The organism is Streptomyces sp. IMTB 2501 (assembly GCF_001953885.1).
Classification (GTDB): domain Bacteria; phylum Actinomycetota; class Actinomycetes; order Streptomycetales; family Streptomycetaceae; genus Streptomyces.
In genome coordinates this window covers 148,388-171,463 of record NZ_MQUS01000020.1, presented here as the reverse complement: position 1 = coordinate 171,463, position 23,076 = coordinate 148,388, and the positions used below count along the sequence as shown (strand labels likewise).

Sequence of the window (23,076 nt, the reverse complement as noted above, 5' to 3'; positions counted from 1 at the left end):
ATTTTTGGCACGCTGTTGAGTTCTCAAGGAACGGTCGCTTCCTTTGTACTCACCCTCTCGGGCTTTCCTCCGGGCGCTTCCCTTCGGTGTTTCCGACTCTATCAGATCCTTTCGGTGTCTGATTCCCTGTCGGCGGGATGTCTTCGAGGTTTTCGGCTTTCGCCGTCCGCCCTTTCGACATTCACTACGTTAGCTCATTCTCTCGGCGACTCATAATCGAGTCTCGCGGCTTCGAATTCGGGCATACGGGCGCACCGAAATCGACCCCGCTGAGGGGCTGTAGCTGAGTAGTGGGGTGGCCGCTCCGGCTGCAGGCGATTGCCGTACCCGGTTCAGCGGCTCGGGATACGTTACGCACCTTCGCAAGGCGCGTCAACTTGAGCGGCGCCTCGGCACATGGGCCCGATAGGGGCTCACCGTCGGGTCGTTGGCCACCCAGTAGCGCCAGGGATGGATGTCCCCGTTCCCGCCGTCGCCGGAGACTCCGGTGCGCGGGCCGCTTCGTACCTGGTCAGCGGGTACGGGCGTGCCCGTCAGCATCCGCAGCGGGGTCTCGCCGCCGGCGCACGCGTCCGTGCCGTCCAGGGCGCGGTCGACTTCCAGGGCCGTCGCCAGGCGGGCCGGACCCTTGGCCAGTTCCTTGTCACTCCGGGCCGAAAGTCGCCGTTTGCGGGCCAGTTCGACGCCCTCGACGACCTCGCCGGCTCGGAGCAGAACGGCGCTCGCCCGGCCCTCTGGTCCGCAGACGAGGTTCATGCAGTGCCACATGCCGTAGGTGAAGTAGACGTACACATGTCCGGGCGGGCCGAACATCACCGCGTTGCGGGCGGTGCGGCCGCGGTAGGCGTGTGAGCCGGGGTCGTTCGGGCCGTCGTACGCCTCGACCTCTGTGAGGCGCAGGGCGATCGGGCCGTCGGGGGTCGTACGCACCAGGATGCGGCCGAGCAGGTCCGGTGCCACGTCGAGGACCGGGCGGTCGAAGAACTCTCGGGGCAGTGGCATACGGTCCGGGGGCGCGATCATGCCGACCGAGGGTAGTGCAGCCGGGGCACCGGGCCGGCGGAACCGGTCGAGGGCACATCGCGTTTGTAGGGGTCGAGGGTCCTTCGTAAAGGGAGAGTCAATGGCGTTCAAGAAGCTGCTCGCGAGCCTCGGTGCCGGTGGGGCGTCGGTCGAGACGGTGCTGACCGAGGTGAATGCCGTGCCGGGCGGTGTCGTCCAGGGTGAGGTGCGCATCCAGGGCGGTTCGGTGAACCAGGCCATCGAGGGGCTGTCCGTCGGACTGCAGGCCAAGGTCGAGGTGGAGAGCGGCGACCAGGAGTACAAGCAGGACATCGAGTTCACGAAGGTGCGGCTCGGCGGTGCCTTCGAGCTGCAGGCCGGTGCCGCGCACGCGGTGCCGTTCGGGCTGGAGATCCCCTGGGAGACGCCGGTCACCATGATCGACGGGCAGGCGCTGCGCGGGATGCACATCGGCGTGACGACCGAGCTGGCGATCGCTCGGGCCGTGGACTCGGGCGATCTTGACCCGATCAATGTCCACCCGTTGCCGGCGCAGAAGGCCATCCTGGACGCCTTCATCCGGCTGGGCTTCCGATTCAAGAACGCGGACATGGAGCGCGGTCACATCCGGGGCACGCGGCAGACGCTCCCCTTCTACCAGGAGATCGAGTTCCACCCGCCGTCGCGGTACCGGGGTCTGAACCAGGTCGAGCTGAGCTTCGTGGCCGACGAGCACGCGATGGACGTCGTACTGGAGATGGACAAGAAGCCGGGTCTGTTCACGGAGGGCTCGGACACCTACCGGTCCTTCCAGGTGGGGCAGCACGACTGGATGGGGACCGACTGGGCGGCTTATCTGAACCAGTGGCTGTCCGAGGTCGGCAGCAGGCGCAACTGGTTCTAGGCTCGGGAACTGCTGGTTCCAGATCATCGATCAGGAGGTACCGAGGTGACCGAGCTCAAGCGGCGGCCGCTCCCCCACGACTTCCATCCACCCGTGCCGTCGTTCACCGTGACGAGCGCGGACATCGAGGAGGGGGCGACGCTCAGGAGCGCACAGGTCCACGCGGAGGGCAACACCTCTCCGCAACTGCGCTGGGAGGGTTTCCCGCCGCAGACCAAGAGCTTCGCCGTGACCTGCTACGACCCCGACGCGCCCACCGGCAGCGGGTTCTGGCACTGGGTCCTGTTCGACATCCCGGCCTCCGTGACGGAGCTGCCGGCAGGCGCGGGCAGTGGCAAGTTCGAGGGCCTGCCCGAGGGCGCGGTGCATGTGCGCAACGACTACGGCTCGAAGGACTTCGGCGGTGCCGCGCCGCCGCCCGGGGACGGGCCGCACCGCTATGTCTTCACGGTGTACGCGGTGGACCAGGAGAAGCTCGGTCCGGATGCCGATGTCTCGCCCGCCGTCGTCGGCTTCAATCTGCGGTTCCACGCGATCGCGCGGGCCCAGCTCATCGGTGAGTACGAGAATCCCGCGCGGGGCTGACCGCATAGCAGGGCTGACCGCATAGTACGGATTCAGCCGAGCGTTCATTGAACGTTTGCCCGCCTCCGGTCTTGGAAGTGATCGGAGGCGGGCATTTTTTATTGCGTTGTCCATCTCGGCGCGCCCGTCCAGAGTTGATCCGAAGCCCGCCGGGGGGTGGGCAGGTGCGCACGGGAGGTGGGCTGGATGCGGGACACGCTGGTTCTGAACGCGAGCTTCGAGCCGCTGTCGACGGTGACGTTGAATCGAGCCGTCGTTCTGGTGCTCCAGGACAAGGCCGTCGTCGAGCAGGCCCATCCCGAGCTGCGTATGCGCGGTGCCGATGTGGACATACCCGCGCCTCGGGTGATCAGGTTGTGCAGATACGTACGGGTGCCGTTTCGAAGACAAGCTCCGTGGTCGAGGCGGGGTGTGCTGGTCCGTGACCGGCACCGGTGCGCGTACTGCGGGCGCAGGGCCACGACCGTGGACCATGTGCTGCCGCGGGCACAGGGTGGGCAGGACACGTGGCTGAATACGGTGGCCGCGTGCGCGGAGGACAATCACCGGAAGGCCGACCGGACTCCGCAGCAGGCCGGTATGGAGCTTCTCCGGGAGCCGTTTGAGCCGACGCCGGCCGATGCGATGTTGCTCGCGCTGGGCGCCGAGGAGTTCGAGGCTCTGCCCGAGTGGTTGGCTCGGGATGCTGCCTGACTATTCGCCCTGGAGGCGTGAGTCGTACGTCGGCTGCAGGTCGTATCGCGTTGCTCGCGCAGTTCTGCCGCGCCCCATCGAGGCGCGGCAGAACTCGGCGTCGTAGAAGCAGCCCTCAGTCGATGTTCGGCTTTTCCCAGCGGTCCGGGCCGTTGTTCTGGGGTGGGACGGACTTGCCGTTGTTGCCCGAACCGCCGCCCAGGGGGCCGAAGTTGCCCATGGCGCCGGAGAGGCCCTTGAGGGCGTCGCCGATTTCGCTGGGGACGATCCAGAGCTTGTTGGCGTCGCCCTCGGCGATCTTCGGGAGCATCTGGAGGTACTGGTAGCTCAGGAGCTTCTGGTCCGGGTCGCCGGCGTGGATGGCCTCGAAGACCGTGCGGACCGCCTGGGCCTCACCTTCCGCGCGGAGCGCCGCTGCCTTGGCCTCACCCTCGGCGCGCAGGATCTGGGACTGCTTCTCACCTTCGGCGGTGAGGATGGCTGCCTGGCGCGTACCTTCGGCGGTGAGGATCGCGGCGCGCTTGTCACGGTCGGCGCGCATCTGCTTCTCCATCGAGTCCTGGATGGAGGTCGGGGGCTCGATGGCCTTCAGCTCGACGCGGTTGACGCGGATGCCCCACTTGCCCGTCGCCTCGTCGAGGACGCCGCGCAGGGCGGCGTTGATCTCCTCGCGGGAGGTCAGGGTGCGTTCGAGGTCCATGCCGCCGATGATGTTGCGGAGCGTGGTGACCGTCAGCTGCTCGATCGCCTGGATGTAGCTGGCGACTTCGTAGGTGGCCGCGCGGGCGTCCGTCACCTGGTAGTAGATGACCGTGTCGATGTTGACGACCAGGTTGTCCTGGGTGATCACCGGCTGGGGCGGGAACGGTACGACCTGTTCACGTAGGTCGATACGGTTGCGGATGGTGTCGATGAACGGGACCACGATGTTCAGGCCCGCGTTCAGGGTCCGTGTGTAGCGGCCGAAGCGCTCGACGATGGCGGCGCTGGCCTGTGGGATGACCTGGATGGTCTTGATCAGGGCGATGAAGACCAACACCACCAGAATGATCAGGACGATGATGACCGGTTCCATCGTGTTCCCCGTACCCCTCTCCGCCTCGGCGCCTTCGGCAGATCACATGGTTGCAGAAGATCTTGCTGGTCGAGTCTGACAGACCTTCGCCCAACTCGTGGGCCGGATGCCTCAGATGACGATGGCGGTGGCCCCTTCGATGTCCACGACGTCCACTTCCTGACCCACCTCGTAGGCGCGGCCGGTGTCGAGGGAGCGGGCCGACCAGATCTCTCCGGCGAGCTTGATACGGCCGCCGGAGCCGTCGACGCGTTCCAGGACGACTGCCTGCTTGCCCTTCAAGGCGTCGACGCCGGTGGCGAGTTGGGGGCGTTGTCTGCTGTGCCGGGCCGCGATGGGGCGGACGACGGCGATGAGTGCGACGGAGACGACGACGAACGTGAGGACCTGGATCACGGCGCCGAAGCCGAGTCCGGCCACGACGGCGGCCGCGACGGCTCCCACCGCGAGCATGCCGAACTCGGGCATCGCGGTGACCACGAGCGGGATTCCGAGCGCCGCCGCGCCGACAAGCCACCACACCCATGCGTCGATGTCGTCCACACGGTCATGGTAGGGCCGTGGTCGGGCGGCGGACAGGGCGCGAGGCGAAGCGCCGAGGGGTCAGGACAGCGGCAGGCCCTGGGCGGTCCAGCGGTCGCCGACCTGCTCGACGACGAGCGGGAGGCCGAAGCAGCGGGAGAGGTTGCGGGAGGACAGTTCCAGCTCGATCGGGCCGGCGGCGAGGACCTTGCCCTGGCGGATCATGAGGACGTGGGTGAAGCCCGGGGCGATCTCCTCGACGTGGTGCGTGACCATGATCATCGAGGGGGCGATGGGGTCGCGGGCGAGTCGGCCGAGGCGGCGGACCAGGTCCTCGCGGCCGCCGAGGTCGAGGCCGGCGGCGGGCTCGTCGAGCAGGAGCAGCTCGGGGTCGGTCATCAGGGCGCGTGCGATCAGGGTGCGCTTGCGCTCGCCCTCGGAGAGGGTGCCGAACTTCCGGTCGAGGTAGTCGGTCATGCCGAGGCGGTCGAGGAAGGCGCGGGCGCGCTGCTCGTCGACCTCGTCGTACTCCTCGTGCCAGCCGGCGGTCATGCCGTAGGCGGCGGTGAGGACGGTCTGGAGGACGGTCTGGCTCTTGGGGAGCTTCTCGGTCATGGCGATGCCGGCCATGCCGATGCGCGGACGCAGCTCGAAGACGTCGACCTTGCCGAGGGTGTCGCCGAGGATGGTGGCGGTGCCCTTGCTGGGGAAGAGGTAGCTGGAGGCGACGTTCAGGAGGGTGGTCTTGCCGGCGCCGTTGGGGCCGAGGATGACCCAGCGCTCACCCTCCTTCACCGACCAGGAGACCTGGTCCACCAGAGCCCGGCCCTCGCGGACCACGGATACGTCCTGAAGCTCCAGAACATCGCTCATGAGCGCGTTGTCTCCCCTTGCAGTGTGCCGGTGTCGGCTGTCGCAGTCGCCAGTGGGTCGGTCCGCCACGCCGGTGGGCGCAGCCCTTATGAAATCTACGCCACGAGTGCGCCGGTCCATTCCTGCGGTCCGGTCCTTAGGGTGGGGGCATGCTCTCGGAACCGCGTTCAGGACGCCTCGCCGCTTGGGGAAATGCCCTTTTGGCCGGACTTGTCTCACCGGATGACGCCGTGCTCGCCATTGTGGGCGAGGACACGGTGCACCGAGTGGAGGGGCTGCCCGGGGAGTCCGCGCCGGTCGGGCTCACGCTCGCGCTGGGGCGGCTGCGCACGCTGGGGGTGACCGGTCTGCGGGTGGCGCTGCCCGCGCCGGGGCATCCACTGGGCCTGAGCGGGCCGCCGGAGTTCAACGCGCGGGCCCTGGACGCCGAGGAGGCGGTGGTGTGCTTCGGGGCCGCGTTCGGTCTGGTGCCTGAGGTGTACGAGGCCGGGCCCGTCGGTGATGTACACGCCGAGGTGGTCTGGCATGTACTGCCGGTGCGGGAGGCGCCGCCCGCGGACGTGCCCTCGCTGGGTGAGGCCGAGCGGGAGCTGGCGGAGGCGCTGCGCGAGGCGACCCTGGTGCTGTCGAAGCTGGATGTCGCCGGGTCGGGTCCGGTGGCCGAGGCGGCGATCGACGCGTACCGGGCGCGGGCCGAGCGCGGGCAGGAGGTGCTCGCGCCCGGTTATCCGCCGCGTGCGGTGCGGGTGTTGGAGCTGGCGCAGCGGGTCGCGCTGCTGGTGTCGCTGGCGTACGACAACGGGCACGGTGCGGCGGTCACGTCCGCCGAGATGGCCGCGCGGTCCGAGGCGCTGCGGCCGGTGGAGCGGACGGCCCGTCGGGCGCAGGTCGCGGCGTACAACTCCATGGTGGAGGAGCGGGAGCGGGGGGCGGGCTGAAGGCCGGCCCGCAGCAAGCCGACAGGCCTCCCGGTGTGCCCGGGAGGCCTGTGGTCGTTGGCTGCGGGACCTCAGTAGTTGATGCCGCTGTTGCCGAAGGCCGGGTTGAGCAGGCCGACCACGCTCACGCTGTTGCCGACCACGTTCACCGGGACGTGCACCGGGGCCTGGATGACGTTGCCCGAGACGACGCCCGGGGAGCCCTGGGCGTCACCGCAGGCGTGGGCGCCCTCCGTGGCGGAGGCCATCCCCGCTCCGGCGGCCACCAGGCCACCGGCCACCATCGTCACGGCCGCGACCTTCTTCAGGTTCTTCACTTTCCAACCCCTCCTAGACGTTCACCGCGGCGGTTCGCCGCAGCACGCACTGGAGAACGGCGGAGATCGGCGGTGGTTGCGCCGTCCGGGGGACATTCCCACGACGGTATGAATCTCAGTCCATAGCCTGACCCTTCCGGTTGCCCCCGGTGATGCGTTGGTGAGGGCGTATCAGCCGGTCACGCCATGGCGAACGGCCCACAGCGCCGCCTGCGTCCGGTCGGCGAGGTCGAGCTTCATCAGGATGTTGGAGACATGCGTCTTGACGGTCTTCTCGGACAGCACGAGGGCGCGGGCGATCTCGCGGTTGGAGCGGCCGTCCGCGATCAGGTCGAGCACCTCGCGCTCCCGCTCGGTGAGTGAACCGCCTCTGCTCTGGGCGGAGTTGTTCTCCTCCTGGGAGAGCAGGGCGCCGGCGACCTCCGGCTGGAGCAGGATGTGTCCGGCGTGCACGGAGCGGATGGCGCCGGCGAGGGCGTCGGGGTCCACGTCCTTGTAGACGTATCCGGCGGCGCCCGCGCGCAGGGCCGGTACGACCGTGCGCTGCTCGGTGAAGCTGGTGACGATCAGCACGCGCGCGGGGTTGTCGAGTTCGCGCAGCCGACGCAGGGCGTCGATGCCGTCCATGCCCGGCATCTTGACGTCCATCAGCACGACGTCCGGTCGCAGTTCCTCGGCGCGGGCGACGCCCTCGGCGCCGTCGGCGGCCTCGCCGACGACCTCTATGTCGTCCTGGACTTCCAGGAAGGTGCGCAGGCCCCGGCGGACGACCTGGTGGTCGTCGACGAGCAGCACCCTGATCGCGTCAGCCACCGGGGACCTCCATCTCGATCGTGGTGCCCTTGCCGGGCACCGATTCCACGGTCAGCGTGCCGCCGACACCGTTGGCGCGGTCCCGCATCGAGACCAGGCCCAGATGCCGGCCGGCGCGGCGGACCGCCTTCGGGTCGAAGCCGCCTCCGTCGTCGGTGACGCGCAGTACGGCTCCGCTGCCGCGCCGGCCGACGCTCACGTCCACGTGTGCGGCGCCGGAGTGGCGCAGTGCGTTGTGCAGGGCCTCCTGGGCGACCCGGAGCAGGGCCTCCTCCTGGGCGGCGGGCAGGGCGCGGAAGCCGTTGCCGGCGAAGGTCACGCGCGCGGTGTGGGCGCGGTCGAGCACCTGGATCTGGGTGCGCAGGGTGGCGATCAGGCCGTCCTCGTCCAGGGCGGCTGGGCGCAACTCCACGACGGCGGCACGCAGTTCGTCGACCGCCTCGGCGGCGAGGGCGGCGACCTGGTGCAGTTCGCCCTTGGCACGGGCGGGGTCGCGGTCGACGAGGGCCGCCGCGGCCTGGGCGGTCAGGCGCAGCGAGAAGAGCTTCTGGCTGACCGCGTCGTGCAGTTCATGGGCGAGGCGGGAGCGCTCCTCGGCGATGGTGAGTTCGCGGCTGCGTTCGTAGAGCCGGGCGTTGGTGAGGGCGATGGCGGCGTGCTGGGCGAGGGTGGCAAGCAGTTCCTCGTCCTCCTCGGTGAAGCCGCAACTCCCCTCCGGTTTGGGGCAGTTCTTATTGGCGAGGAACAGTGCGCCCATGACCTCGTCGCCGTCGCGGATGGGCAGGCCGAGGAAGTCGGCCAGGTCCGGGTGCGCGGCCGGCCAGCCTTCGAAGCGGGGGTCCTTGCGCACGTCGGCGAGGCGCTCGGGGCGGGCCTCGTGCAGCATCGAGGCGAGGATGCCGTGCTGCCGGGGCAGCGGGCCGATGGCCTTCCACTGGGCGTCGCTGACGCCGTCGACGACGAACTGGGCGAAGCCGCCGTGGTCGTCCGGGACGCCGAGGGCTGCGTACTGCGCGTCGAGCAGTTCGCGGGCGGAGGAGACGATCGTCTTGAGGACGTCGCGCACCTCCAGATGCCTGCTCATGGCCAGCAGCGCGGAACTGACCGCGGCGAGGCCGGACCGGGGGCCTTGACTCATGACCTCACGGTACCGGCGGGGTGTGACAGCGGGGATCGGACCTGTGACGGCCGGGCCCGGTCCGCTGGTCCTAGGGCCGCCGGGGTAGGTCCCCGGGCCCCGGGCCTGCGGTGTACGCCGAAGGGCCCCTCTGTTTTGCGGCCCGCGTCCGAGGCGGCCGGGGCGGTGCCGTTCCTACGTTGTGGTCACCGTCCGGCGGTGGACGGTGGGCGACGAGGGGACGGTAGTCATGCCGGTAGCGATCATCACGGGAGCCTCGAAGGGCCTCGGGCGGGCGCTCGCCGAGGCGCTGGCGGCGCGGGGCTGGGATCTGGTGCTGGACGCCCGGGGTGCCGCGGCCCTCAAGGAGGCCGCGGAGAGCGTCGCCGGGCACGGCACGCGCGTGGAGGCGCTGGCCGGGGATGTGACGGATGCCGGGCACCGGGCCGCGCTGGTGGCGGGCGCGGGCCGGCTGGGCGGTGTCGATCTGCTGGTGAGCAATGCGAGCGCGCTGGGTGCCGAGCCGCTGGTCCGGCTGGCCGAGCTGCCGCTGGAGGGGCTGCGGCGGGCGCTGGAGGTGAACGTGGTGGCCGCGCTGGGCCTGGTGCGGGAGGCGCTGCCGCTGCTGCGCGAGTCGCCGGCCGGCACGGTGGTCGCGGTCAGCTCGGACGCGGCGGCCGAGGCGTATGCGACATGGGGCGGCTACGGCGCCTCGAAGGCGGCCCTGGACCAGCTCGCGGCGGTGCTGGCCGTGGAGGAGCCCGGCCTGCGGGTGTGGGCGGTGGATCCCGGGGACATGGCGACCGGCCTGTACGCGGCGGCCGTACCCGACGACGACGATCCGCGTCCGGCGCCGGCCACGGTCGTACCGGCGTTCCTGCGGTTGCTCGAAGAACGGCCGGCCAGTGGGCGGTACGGGGCGCCGGCGCTGCTGGAGGAGCGGTGAGGACGTTCACGCGGGTGCCGGAAGGGCTGTCCGCGCGCGTGCCCGCCGAGCAGCGCGGTCCGGGGCTGGACCGGGACGCCGTACGGCTGCTCGTGTCGCGCGGTGAGGAGGTGACGCATCACGCGTTCCCCGAGTTGCCGCGGCTGCTGCGGGCCGGGGACCTGCTCGTGGTGAACACCTCGCCCACGCTGGCCTCGGCGGTGGACGGGCGGATCGGGCACGCGCGCGTGGTGGTGCATTTCTCCACGCGCGGGGACGACGGCCGGTGGGCGGTCGAGCTGCGGGAACCGGACGGGCGGGGCACCACGCGCGCGCGTACGGGTACGCGTGCGGGTACGGAGGTGGAGCTGCCGGGGGCGGGGCGGCTGGTGCTGGAGGAGCCGTTGAGCCCGCACGGGGAGCGGCTGTGGTGGGCGCGGGCGGCCGGGGACGTTCTCGGGGTGCTGCGCGCGTACGGGCGGCCCATTCGTTACTCCTATACAGAGCGGGATCAGCCGCTCTCGGCGTACCAGACGGTGTTCGCGCTGCCGTCGCCGGACGGGGTGGGCAGTGCGGAGATGCCGAGTGCGGCGCGGCCGTTCACCGCGCGGCTGGTGGCGGAGCTGGTGAGCCGGGGGGTGCAGTTCGCGCCGATCACGCTGCACACGGGGGTGGCGTCGGCGGAGGCGCACGAGCCGCCGTATCCGGAGCGGTTCGCGGTGCCGGAGGCCTCCGCGCGGCTGGTCAACGCCGTCAGGGCGGGCGGGGGAAGGGTCGTCGCGGTCGGTACGACGGCTGTGCGGGCCGTGGAGTCGGCGGCCGGTCCTGACGGGGTGGTGCGGGCGGCCGAGGGGTGGACCGACCTGGTTGTGACGCCGGAGCGCGGGGTGCGGGCGGTGGACGGGCTGCTGACCGGGCTGCACGAGCCGGAGGCCTCGCATCTGCTGATGCTGGAGGCGGTCGCGGGGCGGGCCTGGGTCGGCCGTGCGTACGAGGAGGCGCTGCGGGGGCTCTACCTGTGGCACGAGTTCGGGGACGTCCACCTCATCCTCCCGGAGGAGCACCCTCACACAGAGCGTTGCGACGGCAACTCCTGGTGAAACTGTTACGTCTTCGATGTGAGCCCGCACATAGGGCCCACATCACGTACGAAGGGCGATAGGAGATAAACCGCCCTTTATGAACGGGACAGACGGTCCAGTCTGTCCCGTTTTGCCCTTCCCTGATCCACTATCGGGGATCGTACGTCACACCTTTGCCTGGGCATTTTGCGGCCGCTAAGAATTGCTCCCGTCGCTCAGCGCCGCGGGTCATCGGACCCCGGTTCGTGCGGGAGGAACCGATTCCCCCGGCGGACGCAGGAGCGACCTCCGCGCTCACGAGAGGTCCATCAGCCATGCCCAAGAACGTTCTCAACCGAGCTCATAGTCGCGCCCTGACGAAGCAGGGCAAGATCGCCATCGCCGGTGTCGCCGCTCTCGGTGCAGCCGCCGTGGCCCTCTCGGCCGTCCCCGGCAACACGGGCACCGTCATCAACGGCGCCCCGGTCGCCGACGCGAAGGTCGCCACCGGCACGCAGCTGAAGAACGTCAAGGGCACGGTCACCGACCAGCTCGCCACCGAGTCGGTCAAGCTCGACACGTTCGCCGCGCAGAAGAAGGCCGCCGACGAGGCCGCCGCCTCGAAGAAGGCCGCCGACGCCGCTGCCGCGGCCAAGAAGGCCGCGCAGGAGCGCGCCGCCCAGCAGACGGCGAGCCGCTCCACCGAGCGTCTCGACATACAGCCCGTCGCCGCGAAGACGTACGCGGACAACCTCGACGGCTGGATCCGGCAGGCGCTGGACATCATGAAGCAGCACAACATCCCGGGCTCCTACAGCGGCCTGCACCGCAACATCATGCGGGAGTCCTCGGGCAACCCGATGGCCATCAACAACTGGGACATCAACGCCATCAACGGCGTCCCGTCCAAGGGCCTGCTCCAGGTCATCCAGCCGACCTTCAACTCGTACCACGTGTCCGGCACGTCGTGGAACATCTACGACCCGGTCGCCAACATCACCGCCGCCGCCAACTACGCGGCCCACCGGTACGGCTCGATGGACAACGTCAACAGCGCGTACTGAGGTCGGCGCGGACCTCTGACGTACGCGGAAGGGCGGCACCCCGTTGCGGGGTGCCGCCCTTCGGCATTGCGAAACCTGCGCAGCGGTTACTTGCGCATGACCTCCGGCTCGTGGCGGCGCAGGAAGCGGGCCACGAAGAAGCCGCAGATCACACCGAGCAGGATCAGGATGATCATGTCCATGGTCCAGGCGCCGGCCGTGTGGTTCCACAGCGGGTCGGTGCTGCCCGGGTTGTCGGTGTTCGGGGCGATGTTGTTGAAGTCCAGCGAGGTGCCGGCGGCGGCCACGCCCCAGCGCGACGGCATCAGGTACGAGACCTCGTCCACACCGAGCGTGCCGTGCAGGGTGAAGAGGCAGCCGGTGAACACGACCTGGATGATCGCGAACATCACCAGCAGCGGCATGGTCTTCTCGGCGGTCTTCACCAGCGAGGAGATCACCAGGCCCACCATCATCGAGGTGAAGCCGAGGGCCATGATCGGCAGGCACAGTTCCAGGAGGGTGGAGCTGCCGAGGATGAGTCCCTGGTCGGGGACGGCACGGCTGGAGAAGCCGATCAGGCCGACCATCAGTCCCTGCAGCAGGGTGACGGCGCCGAGCACGACCACCTTGGACATCAGATACGCCGACCGGGACAGACCGGTCGCCCGTTCGCGCTCGTAGATCACCCGTTCCTTGATCAGCTCACGCACGGAGTTCGCGGCGCCCGCGAAGCACGCGCCGACCGCGAGGACCAGCAGTACCACCGTGGCCGTGCTGTTGGGGACGTGGAGGCCGGTCTGCGGGTTGATCGCCCCGTTGACCAGCAGACCCTTGCTGTGCTGGATCGGCAGGCTGACCACGCCGAGGACCGCCGGCAGGACCACCGACAGCAACAGGAAGCCCCGGTCGGAGGCGATGACCGACACATAGCGCCGGATCAGGGTCAGCAGCTGCGAGCCCCAGGCCTGCGGCTTCGGGGGCCTGATGGCCTGCGGCGGAGGCATGTGGTGGACCGACTGCGGGGCGACGGAGTCAATGTCCGCGGCGTACATCTGGTAGTGCTGCGAGCCCTTCCAGCGGCCCGCCCAGTCGTAGTCGCGGTAGTTCTCGAAGGCCGAGAAGACATCGGCCCAGGTGTCGTAGCCGAAGAAGTTCAGCGCCTCCTCCGGCGGGCCGAAGTAGGCCACCGAGCCGCCCGGCGCCATCACCAGCAGCTTGTCGCACAGGGCCAGCTCGGCCACCGAGTGGGTGACCACGAGGACCGTACGGCCGTCGTCGGCGAGGCCGCGCAGCAGCTGCATGACATCGCGGTCCATGCCCGGGTCGAGGCCGGACGTCGGCTCGTCCAGGAAGATCAGCGACGGCTTGGTGAGCAGCTCCAGGGCCACCGAGACACGCTTGCGCTGGCCGCCGGAGAGGGAGGTGACCTTCTTCTCCTTGTGGATGTCCAGCTTGAGCTCGCGCAGCACCTCGTCGATACGGGCCTCGCGCTCCTGCGCCGTGGTGTCGGCGGGGAAGCGCAGCTTGGCCGCGTACTTCAGGGCCTTCTTTACGGTCAGCTCCTTGTGCAGGATGTCGTCCTGCGGGACCAGACCGATGCGCTGGCGCAGCTCCGCGAACTGCTTGTACAGGTTGCGGTTGTCGTACAGCACCTCGCCCTGGTTTGCGGGCCGGTAGCCGGTGAGCGCCTTCAGCAGGGTCGACTTGCCGGAACCGGACGGGCCGATGACCGCGACCAGGGACTTCTCCGGGACGCCGAAGGAGACGTCCTTCAGGATCTGCTTGCCGCCGTCGACCGTGACGGTCAGATGGCGCGCGGAGAAGGAGACCTCACCGGTGTCGACGAACTCCTCAAGCCGGTCGCCGACGATACGGAAGGTGGAGTGGCCGACGCCGACGATGTCGGCCGGGCCCAGCTGCACCGAGCCGCCCTTGGGGATCGGCTGGCCGTTGACGTAGGTGCCGTTGTGCGAGCCGAGGTCGCGGATCTCCAGGCGGCCGTCGGGCGTGGCGTGGAACTCGGCGTGGTGGCGGGAGACTTGCAGGTCGGAGACGACCAGCTCGTTCTCCAGAGCACGGCCGATGCGCATCACCCGGCCGACGGCGAACTGGTGGAACGTGGTCGGGCTGCGGTCGCCGTGAACCGGCGGCGCCCCCGCGCCACCACCGGGTGCCTGCTGCGCGTACTGATCGGCGGGAGCCGACTGCTGGTGCGGAAACGCGGGCGCCGCCTGCTGCTGCCAGTCCGGCTGCGGGGCCTGCGGCTGCGCCGGCGCCCGGTGCGGTACGGCCTGCTGCGGTACGGCCTGCTGGGGGGCCGGTGCCTGCGGCTGGGCTGCGGCTGCCTGCTGGGCCCAGCCCGGCGCACCGGCGCCCTGCGCGGCGTACGGCGCCGGCTCCTGTTGGCCCACCGCGGCGCCGGACAGGTTCAGCCGCGGTCCGTCGGTCGCGTTGCCGAGGTGCAGCGACGCGCCCGGCCCGATCTCCACCTGCTGGATCCGCCGCCCCTGCACGAACGTGCCGTTGGTGCTGCCGTGGTCCTCGATCACCCAACTGCGGCCGTTGAAGCTGACCGTGGCGTGCCGCCAGGACACCCTGGCGTCGTCGAAGACGATGTCACCCTGCGGGTCGCGCCCGAGGGTGTAAGGCCTGGACGGGTCGAGCGTCCAGGTCTGTCCGTTTGATTCCAGTACGAGTTCCGGCACTCCATGCCCCACTGAGTTGTCCCCCGAGTTACCCCCATCGCAGGGAGTCTAGGGATGTCGAACATCGTGGGGAACTATTTCAGGCTCCGCCCCCTGACCGAAAGCCGGGCCTTGTCACGAGCGCCCTCACGCGCTCCAACTCGCCCCGTGGACGGGGTTGAAACCGGGCCGGAGAGTGGTAATCCCGGCGAGGGGGACAGCCTCGGAGGCGGTGTCGCGCCGCGAACCGGGGGTCTGCGATGAGAGCGGACCGGGGAGTCCGCCGTGAAATCAGGGGGTCCGCCGTGAAAATCGGGGGGCTGTCATGAAGGCTGCCGCAAGTGGCGGGAGCGTGCGGCGCGCTGCGGCGGTGCCCTGGAAGGCCGTCCTGCTGTCCGCGATCGCCTCGGTGAGCTGGGCGTTGACGGGGATGACGGGCACGGCAGCGCTCGGCCTGCACCTCCTGAGGGCGAACGCAGCGGGCTCACCGGGCCCCATGACGGCCGCCGTTGTGGCACTCGGGGCAGATGGTTCGGTCGCACCGTCGGGCACTGTGTCCGCCTTCGGTGTGAAAGGCGACGACCTTCACACCACCATCGAAATCACGCCACTCGGGGTGAGCCCGGTCGGTGCCCTGCTGTTGTCCTGGTTCGTCCTACGGTCCCTGCACACAGCCGGAGTTGTCGTTTCCCCCGCCGAACTCCTCGCCCGCGCGGGCACGGTGGTCGTGCCCTTCGCGGGCGCTGCTGGGAGCTCTCGCCCGGGCCGGTCACGGCGTCGTCACCGTCGACGGCGGCACGCTCGGGCCGGAACGGATCGGACGTCTCGTCCATGCCAGGGCCGCGGTCGGCTTCACCATGGACACTGCGGCCACGCTCCTCGGCGGCGTGGGCTGGCGTGCCGGTGTCCTGCTGATGGCCCTGCTCGCCTCCCGCGCTTCCCGCCCGGCTGGTCCGCCGTGCACCGGGTGGTACGGCCGACGGTCTCGGCGCTCGTCACCGTGCTGCTGGTGGCCGTTGCGGCGGGGCTCGCGGCGGCGGCGTAGGCGGCGTAGGCGGCGATCGACGACGGCCATCCGGGGCGGATCGCCGGCGCGGCCCTGCTCGGCGCGCCGAACGGCGTCTGGCTCTGCCTCCCGCTCGGCCTCTTCGTCCCCTGGAACGGCCATGCCGCCGGCGCCCTCGCCGGGTTCCTCCCCACCCGCTGGACCAGTTCCTCGGCGCACGCTCCGACCAGCCTGCGGTGACGCTGGGCCGACTGGCCGAGCTGGACGGCCGGGGCTGGCTACTGGCCGTGACGGCGGCGCCGACCATGCTGCTGACCGGCGTCCTGACGGCCGTCCGCACGCCGGTGGTACGACTGCCGGATGACGCCCTCGGGCTACGGCCGTCCGACAGGGTCCTTGGGCTTGGGCCGCCGGGCAGCGCCTTCGGACCCGGGCCGTCCGACCGTGCCATCGGACTGCGACCGCCCGACAGCGCCCGCGGGCTGGCCGCTCGGTGCGCGGTGCGCCTCGGCGTCGCCACCGCGGTCGCCCTGCCCCTGCTCGCCCACCTGACAGACGCGTCCGTGACCGCGTCCTTGCCCGTGCCGGGCTTCGACGCTTTCGGCTCGGGCCTCGAACTGCACGGCCATCTCGGTACGGCCCTGCTGCTCGGCGCGGCGTGGGGCGCTGGCGCGGGGGCGTTCGGTGCAGTGGCGGCGTGGCGAGCGGCGCGGCGGGGGCGCGGGTGGTGTGGGAGCGGTGGGGGCGGAGCGGGGGGGTGATGATGACCGGGCAGGGCGAGGAGGAGGGGCTCGGACATCGAGGGGACACCTGCATGGGCGAGGGCGGAGGCTCGTCGAAGTACAGGGGCGCGGGGCGCGGGCGCCGGGGCGCCGGAGTGCCGGGGGTGATGATGACCGGGCAGGACGAGGAGGAGGGGCTCGGACATCGAGGGGACACCCGCATGGGCGAGGGCGGAGGCTCGTCGAAGTACAGGGGCGCGGGGCGCGGGCGCCGGGGCGGCGGGGGCGGCGGGGGTGATGGTGGCCGGGCAGGGCGAGGAGGAGGGGCTCGGACATCGAGGGGACACCCGCATGGGCGAGGGCGGGGGCTCGTCGGTGTACGGGGGCGCGGCGGGGTGCTCTCCCCGCAGCGGCTCCGGGGGCGGGAACGCCGGGCGCCATGGACACGGCGGCGGTCCCGAGCCGTACGTGCCGAGTACGCCGTATCGGCCGCCGACCCCGGACGCGAATCCCTGTCTCCGGATCCCGGAGGACCTCCAGGTGCCGGAGGACCTGCGCGAGGAACCGCCGGACGATGGACCGCCGGGGAAGCCGAAGCACCGCGGGTGACCGGCACCACACCCGCCTTCGCCCCGACCCTGCCCGTCAGGGCTTCTCGTGGCACAGTCGAGGTGGAGACGGGGGCCGCTGTGTGTCGGGCGCGGGCGTCTCCCGATGGCAAGATCCCTGACACCGGCGCGACATCCATTGTTCCGTGTCCGTCAGGCGGACCTCGGCGGCGGACGGCACTGGGTGCCGGATACGGTGGTGACACCATGAGCGCTTCGCAGACCTCTGCTTCACAGACCCCCGAGGTCCCCACTCTCCTCGTCAAGATCTTCGGCAAGGACCGGCCGGGCATCACGGCGGGCCTCTTCGACACCCTCGCCGCGTACCTCGTCGATGTGGTCGACATCGAGCAGGTCGTCACCCGGGGCCGTCTGGTCCTGTGCGCGCTGGTGACCCAGCCGCCGGCCGGTCTGGAGGGCGATCTGCGGGCCACCGTGCACAGCTGGGCCGAGTCGATGAAGATGCAGGCGGAGATCATCTCGGGGCACGGCGACAACCAGCCGCGCGGCCTCGGGCGTTCGCTGGTGACCGTCCTCGGCCATCCGCTGACCGCCGAGTCGACGGCCGCCATCGCCGCTCGGATCGCCAAGACCGGCGGCAACATCGACCGAATCTTCCGGCTCGCCAAGTACCCGGTGACAGCCGTGGAGTTCGCGGTCTCCGGTGTGGAGACCGCGCCGCTGCGCACCGCGCTCGCGTCCGACGCGGCGGCACTGGGTGTCGACGTGGCCGTGGTGTCGGCGGGGCTGCACCGGCGCGCCCAGCGGCTCGTGGTGATGGACGTGGACTCGACCCTGATCCAGGACGAGGTCATCGAGCTGTTCGCGGCGCACGCCGGCTGCGAGGACCAGGTGGCCGAGGTCACGGCGGCGGCGATGCGCGGGGAGCTTGACTTCGAGCAGTCGCTGCACGCGCGGGTGGCGCTGCTGAAGGGACTGGACGTCTCGGTGGTGGAGAAGGTGCGCAACGAGGTCCGGCTGACGCCGGGTGCCCGCACCCTGATCCGCACGCTGAAGCGGCTCGGTTACCAGGTCGGGGTCGTCTCGGGTGGCTTCACCCAGGTCACGGACGATCTGAAGGAACGGTTGGGCTTGGACTTCGCGCAGGCCAACACGCTGGAGATCGTCGACGGCAAGCTCACCGGGCGGGTCACCGGCGAGATCGTGGACCGCGCGGGCAAGGCGCGGCTGCTGCGCCGGTTCGCCGCGGAGGCCGGGGTGCCGCTGTCGCAGACGGTGGCGATCGGCGACGGTGCCAACGACCTGGACATGCTGAACGCGGCCGGTCTGGGCGTCGCCTTCAACGCCAAGCCGGTGGTCCGCGAGGCGGCACACACGGCGGTGAACTTCCCCTTCCTCGACACAGTGCTGTATCTGCTGGGCGTCACCCGCGAAGAGGTCGAGGCGGCCGACACGCACGACGAGGGCTGAGCGGGTCCGATCACCCGGCTACGGCAGGCCCGTCCGATCGCCCGGATCCGGCAGGGCCCGGTCCCGGCCGCGTGGCGCCGGGCCCTTGGTCCGTCGGCTGTCCGTCAGCTGTGCGGGGCCCAGAAATCGACCAGCTTGCCCACGCCGTGTTCCACGGACTTCCAGGAGCCCTCGAAGGTGAGCATCGCGTAGGCGGAGGTCGGGAAGCCGCTGCGGTTCATCCGCGCGAGGACATCGCCCTCGGCCTCTCCCGCGAGGGCGTCGGCGAGAGCGTGGACGCCCGGGTTGTGGCCGATCAGGACGAGGTTGCGCACGTCGTCCGGTGTCTCGTTGAGCAGGGCGATGAGCTCGCCCAGGGATGCCTCGTAGACCCGCTCCTCGTAGACGGTCCTCGGCCGCTGCGGAAGCTCCTGGACGGCGAGCTTCCAGGTCTCCCGGGTCCGGACCGCGGTGGAGCACAGAGCCAGGTCGAAGGCGATCCCGGTGTCCGCCAGCTTGCGGCCCGCGACGGGGGCGTCCTGACGGCCGCGCTCGGCGAGGGGCCGTTCGTGGTCGGCTTCCTGGCCCCAGTCGGCCTTCGCGTGTCGGAGGAGGACGATCCTGCGAGGTTCTTCAACGCTCATGGCGCCCAGCTTCGCATGAAACGGTCCATGCGGTGCAGGGAGTTGACATGCGGCTTCACCGCGCACAGGGGCTCCGGGTCAGCGCGCGAGGAGCTGCTGGGCGCGCTCGACGAGGTGCGTGATCGCCGGGTCGCCGCTCGCCGCGTGCGCGTCCGACGGGTTAAGTATCAGCACGAGCAGCGCGATGAAGGCGAGCGCGGGCAGGGCGAGAGCCCACCAGGGCAGCCGGATGTCCACGCCGCCCGTGGTCGCCGGATGGGGCCGGGAGTGGGTGCGGGCCGACATGATCGCCTCCGTGGGTCTTCGAGCGGGTCCGTGACCGCGTGCTGCGGTCACATCTCGAAGCTACGGAATCCGGGGCCGCCAACCCATCCGGACTTCCACCCAGTTGACCCTGACCCTCACCCCCTAGGGGATGGTGGGGCTAGCCCCACCGTCCGCGCGGAGACGCGGTCCGGGACACCGCCGTCACGGGGAGGCGAGGGTCGCGATGACGGCGATGATCACGAAGATGGCGAAGAACGAGCCGAAGACGAGCAGCATCTTCTTCTGACCGTTCTGCGGGTTCGGGTCGAGCACAGGCTGCATGCGCCCAGTCTCGCACCCTCCCTCCGGCCCCCGCCGGGAGGGGTCGGCGCGTCGCCCCTGCGAGCCCCTTCCGCGGTGGTCAGCGCGCCGCCGCGTCCAGGGTCCCCCGCAGGGTCAGCGCGTGGCTGCCTCGTCCTCCACCGTGCGGTCGCGGCCCGCCAGGAAACCGACCACCATCTGCGGCACCATCAGGGCCGCCATGAGGGCGATCGGCAGCCCCCAGCCGCTGCTCCGCTGGTAGAGCACACCGACCAGCAGCGGGCCGGGGATGGAGATCAGATAGCCGGTGCTCTGCGCGAACGCGGACAGCTGGGCCACACCCGGCCCACTGCGGGCCCGCATCCCGACCATCGTCAGGGCCAGCGGGAAGGCGCAGTTGGAGACACCGAGCAGCAGGGCCCAGGCCCAGGCGCCGGCGGCGGGCGCGAGGTACAGGCCGGCGTATCCGGCGAGCCCGCACACGCCCAGGACCAGCACGATCGGCCCCTGCTGGGGCAGCCGGGTGGCGACCCGCGGGATGACGAAGGCCAGCGGTACGCCCATCACCATGGTGACCGCGAGCAGTACGCCCGCGGTGCCGGCCGGAACACCGGCGTCCCGGAAGATCTGCGGCATCCAGCCCATGGTGATGTAGGCGGCGGTGGCCTGGAGACCGAAGAAGACGGCGAGCGCCCAGGCGGTGCGGCTGCGGGTGATACGCACCGGCACCTGCTGCGTCACAGGCGCCTGCTGCGTCACGGGCGCCTGCTGCGTCACGGGCGCGTGCTGTGCCTTCGCCGGACGGTCCTGCGACTGTGCGGGCGCGCTGCCGCGGTCCCGTACGAGCGGTAGCCAGGGCAGGACGGCGGCGCCCGCGATGACGGCCCACACGGCGAGGCCGGACTGCCAGCTGCCGCCCATCGCGTCGGTCAGGGGCACGGTCACCGCGGCGGCGAGGGACGTGCCGAGGGCGAGCGCCATCGAGTACAGGCCGGTCATGGAGCCGACCCGGTCGGGGAACCAGCGCTTGACGATGACCGGCATCAGCACGTTGCTGACGGCGATGCCCATCAGGGCGAGCGCGCTGGCGGCCAGGAATCCGGCCGTGCCGCCGGCGAAGGGGCGTATGAGCAGGCCCGCGGTGATGGCGGCCATGCCCGCGCACACCACGGCGGCCGCCCCGAAGCGGCGGGCGAGCCGGGGGGCAGTGACGCCGAAGACCGCGAAGCAGAGCGGGGGTACGGAGGTGAGCAGGCCAGCCACGCTGCCGCTCATGCCGAGCCCGTCGCGGACCTCCTCCAGGAGCGCGCCGAGGCTCGTGATGGCCGGGCGGAGGTTCAGCGCGGACAACACGATGCCCACGACGACCAGGCGGGTCGCCCACGCGCGCGTGCGGCCCGCGCCGGGCGCTGTCTCGGGTGTGTGCGTCGCGGGGGCCGTACCGCGTTCGGTCGGCGACATCGCCGTACGGGTCTCCACTGTCCTGGTTTCCTCACATGCCATGAAACCCATCATAGAATCATGGGATGATTGGTTGTCCATCCCCGGAACGTCCAGGCCCGGGACTGTCGTGCGAAGGTGTGCCATGCCCTTGAGCCATCCACGCCGTTCGGCCCTGTCCGAGCAGGTCATCGCCGCACTGCGAGGCCAGATCACCTCCGGCGAGTGGCCGGTCGGCTCGCGCATTCCGACGGAACCGGAGCTGGTCGAGCAGCTCGGTGTCGCCCGTAACACCGTCCGCGAGGCCGTCCGCGCGCTCGCGCACAACGGTCTGCTGGACATCCGGCAGGGCTCCGGCACCTATGTGGTGGCGACGAGCGAGCTGGCCGGTGTGATGCACCGCCGGTTCGCCGATGCCGACCCCCGGCACATCGCGGAGCTGCGCGCGGCTCTGGAGTCGGCCGCGGCGAAGCTGGCCGCCGAGCGGCGCACCGAGAAGGACCTCAAACAGCTGGACGCGCTCATGGAGCGACGCGAGGAGGCCTGGGAGAGGGGCGACGCGGAGGCTTTCGTGACGGCCGACGCCACCTTCCACATGGCCGTCGTGGCCGCCTCCCACAACGATGTGATGACGGCGATGTACGCCGATCTGGGCGAGGTGCTGCGGGACTGGCTGCGCGCGGACGTGGGCGCGGAGCTGACACCGGAGACGCACATGGATCACACACGCCTGGTGGACGCGATCCGTACCGGGGACGCGGAGGCGGCGGCCGCCGAGGCCGCGAGCTATCCGTTCCTGTGCCGGCCGGGCCGGTTCAGTGCTCGTTCTGGTGGCTGATCCAGGCCGAGCGGACTTCCTTCCAGCACCGGCCCTTGAGCCGTACGGTCATGGCGGGCCCGGTGTCGACCGGTGCGCTGTCGGTGTCGATGTCCCACCAGCGGGCGCACTCGATGTGCAGCCGCACGCGATCGGTGTCGACATAGGGATTGTGGCAGTAGGCCACCACATGGGAGCCGCGGACGGCCGTACGGCAGGCGGCCCCGAAGAGGCTCGGCGCGGGTGGCTCTCCGTCGTCCACGCGCGCGTAGGGCATCGCGTCGTACGGCAGGGAGAGCACGAGGGCCGCGGCCAGGGTCACCGGGGCCAGGCTGCGAGACAGGCGCAGGCGCACCAGGGGACCTCCTCGGCCGGGCTGCGAGGGGCGCGTGGATGAACGCGTAATTCAGAGTGCGCCGCCCGCACCGGTGGGCGCCCGGCCGGTGAACCGAACGAGTGACGCCCCGCTCCCCGCGCACTGCGGGAAACGAGGCGTCACCTGTGTTCTGCTGTGTTCTGCTGTGTTCTGCGAAGATCAGGCTCCGATGGCGTGCAGACCGCCGTCGACGTGGATGATCTCGCCGGTGGTCTTCGGGAACCAGTCGCTCAGCAGGGCGACGATGCCGCGGCCGGCCGGCTCCGGGTCCTTCAGGTCCCACTCCAGCGGGGCGCGGGAGTCCCACACGGAGGCCAGCTCGGCGAAGCCCGGGATGGACTTGGCGGCCATGGAGCCGATCGGACCCGCGGAGATGAGGTTGCAGCGGATGTTCTGCTTGCCCAGATCGCGCGCCATGTAGCGGTTGGTCGCCTCCAGGGCGGCCTTGGCCGGGCCCATCCAGTCGTACTGCGGCCAGGCGTACTGCGCGTCGAAGGTGAGGCCGACGACCGAGCCACCGTTCTGCATCAGCGGCAGGCAGGCCATGGTCAGCGACTTCAGGGAGTACGCCGAGACGTGCATGGCGGTGGCCACGGACTCGAACGGCGTGTTGAGGAAGTTGCCGCCGAGCGCGTCCTGCGGCGCGAAGCCGATGGAGTGCACGACGCCGTCGAGGCCGCCCAGTTCCTCGCCGACGATGTCGGCCAGCCGGCCCAGGTGCTCGTCGTTGGTGACGTCCAGCTCGATGACCTTGGTGGGCTTCGGCAGCTTCTTGGCGATGCGCTCGGTCAGCGTGGGCCGCGGGAACGCGGTCAGGATGATCTCCGCGCCCTGCTCCTGGGCCAGCTTGGCCGCGTGGAAGGCGATGGAGGACTCCATCAGCACACCGGTGATCAGGATGCGCTTGCCCTCGAGGATTCCACTCATGGTG

General features: G+C 70.6%; 23 protein-coding genes and 1 pseudogene. 10 read left to right on the top strand and 14 right to left on the bottom strand.

What is annotated here, in order from left to right:
- Positions 1 to 372 precede the first annotated feature (372 nt).
- On the bottom strand, positions 373 to 1,023 hold the full coding sequence (locus AV521_RS30210) for a DNA-3-methyladenine glycosylase (RefSeq protein ID WP_076092716.1): 651 nt from the start codon (positions 1,021 to 1,023) through the stop codon (positions 373 to 375).
- A gap of 100 nt (positions 1,024 to 1,123) precedes the next feature.
- On the opposite strand from AV521_RS30210, the gene AV521_RS30205 reads away from it, so the two are divergent.
- The 3 genes from AV521_RS30205 (at position 1,124) to AV521_RS30195 (ending at position 3,184) form a co-directional block, all read left to right on the top strand.
- Positions 1,124 to 1,906, top strand: coding sequence for a sporulation protein (locus tag AV521_RS30205; RefSeq protein ID WP_076092714.1), 783 nt, complete (start codon positions 1,124 to 1,126; stop codon positions 1,904 to 1,906).
- Between the two features lie 45 nt (positions 1,907 to 1,951).
- Complete coding sequence (locus tag AV521_RS30200; protein WP_076092712.1) at positions 1,952 to 2,491, top strand: YbhB/YbcL family Raf kinase inhibitor-like protein; 540 nt, start codon at positions 1,952 to 1,954, stop codon at positions 2,489 to 2,491.
- A gap of 186 nt (positions 2,492 to 2,677) precedes the next feature.
- The gene (locus AV521_RS30195) at positions 2,678 to 3,184 is read left to right on the top strand and encodes an HNH endonuclease (protein ID WP_076092710.1); all 507 of its coding nucleotides are present in this window, start codon (positions 2,678 to 2,680) and stop codon (positions 3,182 to 3,184) included.
- 115 nt (positions 3,185 to 3,299) lie between these two features.
- On the opposite strand, the gene AV521_RS30190 is transcribed toward AV521_RS30195, so the two are convergent.
- From AV521_RS30190 to AV521_RS30180, 3 genes are all read right to left on the bottom strand, one after another.
- Complete coding sequence (locus AV521_RS30190; RefSeq protein ID WP_076092708.1) at positions 3,300 to 4,259, bottom strand: SPFH domain-containing protein; 960 nt, start codon at positions 4,257 to 4,259, stop codon at positions 3,300 to 3,302.
- 111 nt (positions 4,260 to 4,370) lie between these two features.
- Positions 4,371 to 4,802 (bottom strand): NfeD family protein, encoded by a 432-nt coding sequence (locus AV521_RS30185; RefSeq protein ID WP_076092706.1) that lies wholly within the window; start codon positions 4,800 to 4,802, stop codon positions 4,371 to 4,373.
- A 60-nt stretch (positions 4,803 to 4,862) separates the two neighbouring features.
- On the bottom strand, positions 4,863 to 5,654 hold the full coding sequence (locus AV521_RS30180; protein ID WP_076092704.1) for an ABC transporter ATP-binding protein: 792 nt from the start codon (positions 5,652 to 5,654) through the stop codon (positions 4,863 to 4,865).
- A gap of 149 nt (positions 5,655 to 5,803) precedes the next feature.
- On the opposite strand from AV521_RS30180, the gene AV521_RS30175 reads away from it, so the two are divergent.
- Positions 5,804 to 6,592, top strand: a complete 789-nt coding sequence (locus AV521_RS30175) for a hypothetical protein (protein WP_076092702.1) — start codon at positions 5,804 to 5,806, stop codon at positions 6,590 to 6,592.
- Between the two features lie 71 nt (positions 6,593 to 6,663).
- Here the strand turns inward: AV521_RS30175 and AV521_RS30170 are convergent, their stop codons facing one another.
- From AV521_RS30170 to AV521_RS30160, 3 genes are all read right to left on the bottom strand, one after another.
- Positions 6,664 to 6,909, bottom strand: coding sequence for a chaplin (locus AV521_RS30170; protein ID WP_076092700.1), 246 nt, complete (start codon positions 6,907 to 6,909; stop codon positions 6,664 to 6,666).
- Positions 6,910 to 7,080: 171 nt separating this feature from the next.
- Positions 7,081 to 7,722, bottom strand: coding sequence for a response regulator transcription factor (locus AV521_RS30165; protein WP_076092698.1), 642 nt, complete (start codon positions 7,720 to 7,722; stop codon positions 7,081 to 7,083).
- Positions 7,715 to 8,860 (bottom strand): GAF domain-containing sensor histidine kinase, encoded by a 1,146-nt coding sequence (locus tag AV521_RS30160; protein WP_076092696.1) that lies wholly within the window; start codon positions 8,858 to 8,860, stop codon positions 7,715 to 7,717. Before AV521_RS30160 ends, AV521_RS30165 begins: the two co-directional genes overlap by 8 nt.
- A gap of 229 nt (positions 8,861 to 9,089) precedes the next feature.
- Between AV521_RS30160 and AV521_RS30155 the strand changes: the two genes are divergently transcribed.
- The 3 genes from AV521_RS30155 (at position 9,090) to AV521_RS30145 (ending at position 11,889) form a co-directional block, all read left to right on the top strand.
- On the top strand, positions 9,090 to 9,785 hold the full coding sequence (locus tag AV521_RS30155) for an SDR family oxidoreductase (RefSeq protein ID WP_076092694.1): 696 nt from the start codon (positions 9,090 to 9,092) through the stop codon (positions 9,783 to 9,785).
- Positions 9,782 to 10,864 (top strand): S-adenosylmethionine:tRNA ribosyltransferase-isomerase, encoded by a 1,083-nt coding sequence (locus AV521_RS30150; RefSeq protein ID WP_076092692.1) that lies wholly within the window; start codon positions 9,782 to 9,784, stop codon positions 10,862 to 10,864. Before AV521_RS30155 ends, AV521_RS30150 begins: the two co-directional genes overlap by 4 nt.
- Before the next feature lie 296 nt (positions 10,865 to 11,160).
- Entirely contained in the window at positions 11,161 to 11,889 is a 729-nt protein-coding gene (locus tag AV521_RS30145; protein WP_076092690.1) for a transglycosylase SLT domain-containing protein, read from the top strand.
- A gap of 86 nt (positions 11,890 to 11,975) precedes the next feature.
- On the opposite strand, the gene AV521_RS30140 is transcribed toward AV521_RS30145, so the two are convergent.
- On the bottom strand, positions 11,976 to 14,576 hold the full coding sequence (locus AV521_RS30140; protein ID WP_076092688.1) for an FHA domain-containing protein: 2,601 nt from the start codon (positions 14,574 to 14,576) through the stop codon (positions 11,976 to 11,978).
- A 304-nt stretch (positions 14,577 to 14,880) separates the two neighbouring features.
- On the opposite strand from AV521_RS30140, the pseudogene AV521_RS46790 reads away from it, so the two are divergent.
- Positions 14,881 to 16,892, top strand: a pseudogene (locus AV521_RS46790) (streptophobe family protein).
- Positions 16,893 to 17,098: 206 nt separating this feature from the next.
- A complete protein-coding gene (gene serB, locus AV521_RS30130) occupies positions 17,099 to 18,322 on the top strand; it encodes a phosphoserine phosphatase SerB (RefSeq protein WP_076092684.1) in 1,224 nt (407 codons plus the stop codon).
- A gap of 104 nt (positions 18,323 to 18,426) precedes the next feature.
- Here the strand turns inward: serB and AV521_RS30125 are convergent, their stop codons facing one another.
- From AV521_RS30125 to AV521_RS30115, 4 genes are all read right to left on the bottom strand, one after another.
- On the bottom strand, positions 18,427 to 18,945 hold the full coding sequence (locus tag AV521_RS30125) for a histidine phosphatase family protein (RefSeq protein ID WP_076092682.1): 519 nt from the start codon (positions 18,943 to 18,945) through the stop codon (positions 18,427 to 18,429).
- Between the two features lie 78 nt (positions 18,946 to 19,023).
- The gene (locus tag AV521_RS30120; protein WP_076092680.1) at positions 19,024 to 19,230 is read right to left on the bottom strand and encodes a hypothetical protein; all 207 of its coding nucleotides are present in this window, start codon (positions 19,228 to 19,230) and stop codon (positions 19,024 to 19,026) included.
- A gap of 183 nt (positions 19,231 to 19,413) precedes the next feature.
- Positions 19,414 to 19,533, bottom strand: coding sequence for an SGM_5486 family transporter-associated protein (locus tag AV521_RS51205; RefSeq protein WP_023551744.1), 120 nt, complete (start codon positions 19,531 to 19,533; stop codon positions 19,414 to 19,416).
- Positions 19,534 to 19,647: 114 nt separating this feature from the next.
- Complete coding sequence (locus AV521_RS30115; RefSeq protein ID WP_371917077.1) at positions 19,648 to 21,015, bottom strand: CynX/NimT family MFS transporter; 1,368 nt, start codon at positions 21,013 to 21,015, stop codon at positions 19,648 to 19,650.
- Between the two features lie 82 nt (positions 21,016 to 21,097).
- On the opposite strand from AV521_RS30115, the gene AV521_RS30110 reads away from it, so the two are divergent.
- Positions 21,098 to 21,790 carry a FadR/GntR family transcriptional regulator gene (locus AV521_RS30110; RefSeq protein WP_076092678.1) on the top strand — a complete coding sequence of 231 codons (693 nt, stop codon included), beginning with the start codon at positions 21,098 to 21,100 and terminating at the stop codon, positions 21,788 to 21,790.
- Here the strand turns inward: AV521_RS30110 and AV521_RS30105 are convergent.
- Complete coding sequence (locus AV521_RS30105) at positions 21,768 to 22,118, bottom strand: hypothetical protein (protein ID WP_076092742.1); 351 nt, start codon at positions 22,116 to 22,118, stop codon at positions 21,768 to 21,770. The two genes, AV521_RS30110 and AV521_RS30105, sit on opposite strands and share 23 nt — an antisense overlap.
- 186 nt (positions 22,119 to 22,304) lie before the next feature.
- On the bottom strand, positions 22,305 to 23,072 hold the full coding sequence (gene fabI, locus AV521_RS30100) for an enoyl-ACP reductase FabI (protein WP_076092676.1): 768 nt from the start codon (positions 23,070 to 23,072) through the stop codon (positions 22,305 to 22,307).
- Positions 23,073 to 23,076: the final 4 nt, after the last annotated feature.